Origin of the sequence: Actinosynnema sp. NPDC023658, assembly GCF_040639995.1 — a bacterium.
In the GTDB taxonomy this organism is placed as follows: domain Bacteria; phylum Actinomycetota; class Actinomycetes; order Mycobacteriales; family Pseudonocardiaceae; genus Actinosynnema.
Genome location: NZ_JBFAAX010000561.1, coordinates 1 through 3,716, shown reverse-complemented (window position 1 = coordinate 3,716; position 3,716 = coordinate 1). Strand labels below are relative to the sequence as shown.

Annotated in this window: 4 protein-coding genes; all 4 read right to left on the bottom strand. The window is 71.9% G+C overall.

Translation table 11 applies throughout. The features are described 5' to 3' along the window. Positions 1-340: HAD family hydrolase (locus AB0G02_RS31160; RefSeq protein ID WP_360801152.1), on the bottom strand; the 340-nt coding region annotated here is incomplete at its 3' end. Between the two features lie 175 nt (positions 341-515). After that, positions 516-1,289, bottom strand: coding sequence for a maleylpyruvate isomerase N-terminal domain-containing protein (locus AB0G02_RS31155; protein ID WP_360801149.1), 774 nt, complete (start codon positions 1,287-1,289; stop codon positions 516-518). Positions 1,290-1,743: 454 nt separating this feature from the next. Then, on the bottom strand, positions 1,744-2,280 hold the full coding sequence (locus AB0G02_RS31150) for a hypothetical protein (protein ID WP_360801146.1): 537 nt from the start codon (positions 2,278-2,280) through the stop codon (positions 1,744-1,746). 85 nt (positions 2,281-2,365) lie between these two features. Then, a complete protein-coding gene (locus AB0G02_RS31145; protein WP_360801143.1) occupies positions 2,366-3,574 on the bottom strand; it encodes a hypothetical protein in 1,209 nt (402 codons plus the stop codon). Between the last annotated feature and the right edge of the window lie 142 nt (positions 3,575-3,716).

Here is a 3,716-nt window from a genome sequence, read left to right as displayed (position 1 = left end):
GCTGCCGACCGGAGCTGGCCAGCACCAACCGGTGACCGCGTTCCTTGATGGCCACGAGCAGGTCGCGGGCGCCGGGCAACGGCACCATCTCCTCCAGCAGCGCGTCGGCCTCCTCGCCCTGCAGCTTCCGGGCCCGGTCCCCCACCCTGCGCTCCAGGTCCTCACCCCCGACCGCCGTGGGCACCTGGTCCCCGCCCATGCCGATCAGCCGGTGCAGCCGCCACACCGGAAAGGTCTCACCCACCGCCCGCAGTGCCCGGTGCCAGGCGAGCGCGTGGTGGTAGTTGGAGTCGATGAGCGTCCCGTCGATGTCCAGGACGGCGATGGCGGAGTCGGTCACCCCCGACGGCTACCCACCGTCCCGGTGCCCAACCTCGCAGTTCCTGCGCTACCGACGGGCGGTGACGTGCCGGCCTCGGCCGACGGCCACCGCCGGAAGTTGGTGCAGGTCGAGCACCCGTCGCGCACCGTTCCGCAGCAGCGCGCGCCCGACGGGTGCGTCACAAGTGCGCGTCCTACGCGTTCGGGTCCCACTCCGCGAGCTGCTCCATCGGCTCGGTGTCGCCGGTGGTCTCCAGGCCGTCGAGCGGGACGCGATCGTAGAAGTAGAGGACCAGGTCGCTCGCTGCCCCTCGCATCGCCATGTCGCCCGGCTCCGCGTCGACCGCGAGGTCGTCGCAGCGGACGCCGTCGGCGTCGAGGGTCAGGCGCCAGGAACGGCCCTCGGTCGCGTGCAGGTCGATGGTCGCAGGCTTGAACGGCCAGGGGACGGTCGTCGCCGAGACGGTCGTCAGGAACTCGTCGACGCCCTCGACCGCGACCTCCGTCGGCAGGGGCTGTGCGACCCCCTGGGTGAGCTGGGCGTCGTACGTGTGGACGGCGATCTCCTGGACCTGGTGCCGGGCCACGGCTCCGCTGGTCCCCGGGGCCTGCGAGCGGCCCCACCAGGTCCAACAGCCGCGGTCCGGGCCGGCCTGGCGCATCGCGTCGAGCATGAGGTCGGTCGACTCAGCGAGCCAGGCGTCCAGGGCTTCGCGGTCGCGGGGCGCGGTCGGGGCACCCTTCGGGTCCGTCTTCGCCGGGGGCTGAGCGCCCGGGCCGGCTGCGACGATGGCGGCCTGGCGGCGGCGGCCGTCACCGAGGTGCTGCGCCAGTTCGCGCAGCGTCCAGTCCGGACACGTCGGAACCCGGACGTCGAGGTCGGGGGCGGACGCGATCGCGGCGCGGAACGCGGCCGAGCGGTCTTCGATCAACCGCAGGACCTCGGAGAACTCCAAAACCTTATTCACCTCGGTGGTGTATCACGGCGCTCGGGCCGCCGGATAGCGAATTCGTACTCCAACGCGGTCACCGGGGCGCTGGTCAACGGGGTGTCGCTGGGTGCCAGGAGCAGCGACGACCGGATCTTCACCTGGACCGGCGTCACGCTGGGGAAGGGCGCCGACACCGTCCGGGTGACCGCCACGATCAACGGCACCCCCGGAACGACACGGTCACCCGGACGCTCACCTGACCGGTGCCGGAGCGGCGCGATCCGACTCCGGCTTTGCACGTGCCGACAAGCCCCTGCCCCCACCCGCGGGACTACAGGGAGCGGCGCTGGTCTGCTGACATCCCCGAGTTCCTGCTGCTGGGCCTGGTGATGAGCGTAGGCGACACGGACCGCGCGTCGGATCTCCACGACGCCGGTGTCGGCAGTGCGTTCGAGCACGCGACGTCGTGCGCTTTTGTGGTTCTCGGAGGTCAGGAGGTCGCGGTCAGCGGGGGTTGAGTGGCCGGGACGGGCGGGGTGCCTTGTTCGACGGTGATGACGTCGCCGTAGCGGGCGGTCAGGGCGGGTAGGTCCTTCTCGCCGGCCAGGGTGGTCACCAGGACGCCGTTGCCGTCGGGGCGAGGGCCCACGGTGCCGATCCGGACGTCCCGTTCGCGCCAGTAGTCGAGGTCGGCGGTCACTTGTTCCGTTGTCTCACGCAGCGTGGTCAGCGAGAACCGGGCGTCGCGGAACTCCACGGGCACCGACCCCGCCAGCCTGCGCGCTTCGGCGTCCAGGGCCTGGTCCGGCACGCGGTGGACGACCAGCACGTCGCCTTCCAGCGACAGCCCGGAGTAGGTGTCCGGGTAAGCCTGTTCCAGGGCCGGGTCCAGCCTGTCCGCCGCCTCACTCGCACCGGGCGCGTCGGTCGGTGTCACGGCCGACGACGGGGCTGCCGGTGGTGTCCCCGCATCGGCGCAGCCGGCCAGCGCGCACCCGAGCAGGACCACGGTCACCCATCGGCGCATGGGAGGCCCTTCCGTCGCCTCGTCACACACCCGGGACGGATCCGTGCCCGCTCCGGGTTGCACCGGAGCGAGCACGGAGCACGCGTCAGGTGTTGATCCGCACGCCCAGCGAGTTCATCTGCGCGATGACGTCCGGGTAGAAGATCCGCCACGAGCAGTGCCGGGCGTTCGGGTCGCTGTTCGGCCCGTTCGGCACGCCGGTGCAGGTCACCCAGTTCGCCTGGTCGCCGTTGCCGCCGGCGTTCTGCCGGTCCTGCTGCTCGGCCCGCACGATGTCGCGGACCTGACCGAACCCGCCCACGTTGATGACCTGGCCGGTCGCCTGCGCGCGGATGTTGCACCGCGCCCCGGAGAACGCGCCGGAGGTGCAGACGAAATCACCCGATCGGTTGGTGCTCGCGCCCAGCACGTACTTCCAGAACTGGTTGGGCCCGTTGAGCGCGTCCCCGTCCCAGATCGCGTTGCCGGCCGAGGTGAGGATGAGCTCGGCGTCCCGGCCCGGGTCACGGGTGACGAAAGTGTTGCCCAGGGTGAACTGCGTGCCGCCGCTCGAGCCGGTCCGCCACTGCCCCTCGCCGCAGTGCGCCGCGGTGAGGACGTAGGTCGCCGCGCCGTTGAGCCCGGTCACGCCGAACCCGGTGGAGCAGGCGTTCTGCGGCGCACCGCTGACCCAGCGCTCCATGTACGCGCCACCCCAGTACGGCGCGACGTCGGTGAACCGGCTCGCGGGCAACGGCGTGGTCGACGAGCTGAACTCCAGCGGAACGCGGCTCGTCAGTCCGGGCACCGACCGCGCGGCGGTCCGGGCGTCCGAACCGGCCGGCACACCGGCGAGGTCGGCGAACAAGCCGGTGCCGTCGGGCTTCGGACCGATCGAGGCGAGCGCGACGCCGTCGTCCTTGCCCATCGCCGCGTCGGCCAGCCGCTGCGTCTCGGCACGCAGCTCGGTCAGCGTGTACGGGGCGGACTTCACCTCGACGGTCAGCCCGCGCGCACCCGCGTCGTCCACTTCGGACTGCACTTCCTTGGACACCGCGCCACGCCAGAACACTTCCAGCGCCGCGCGGTCGGCGTGGACGGTGAAGCCGGACAGACCCGAGCCCTCGCTGTCGGCGGCCACGGCCTCGATGCGGTCCGCGACCCGGTCCAGTGACTCCTGCGTGCGCATCAGCGCCACCACGTCCGTCGACGGGTCCGGCGCCTGCGCGGTGCCCTTCACCTCCGGCGCGGCGGACGCGGCGGGTGACGCCAGAGCACCGATCACCAGCACAGCCGCGGCGATTCCGGACAGCATGGAGCGACTTCTCGCGATTCCCCCTCGTGTGTGCTCACGGCATCCGGGAGCGCACTCGCCTCTGAGCAGGCGGCCCATCCGGACTATGAGCAGAAGGTGGGTTCGCACCGGTCGCGGTCGTGTCCCGGACGACGCGGAGATC

Bases quoted from the DNA above. Each gene is read 5' to 3' on its own strand.
- AB0G02_RS31145 (WP_360801143.1), bottom strand. From the start codon at position 3,574: ATGCTGTCCGGAATCGCCGCGGCTGTGCTGGTGATCGGTGCTCTGGCG.
- AB0G02_RS31150 (WP_360801146.1), bottom strand. From the start codon at position 2,280: ATGCGCCGATGGGTGACCGTGGTCCTGCTCGGGTGCGCGCTGGCCGGC.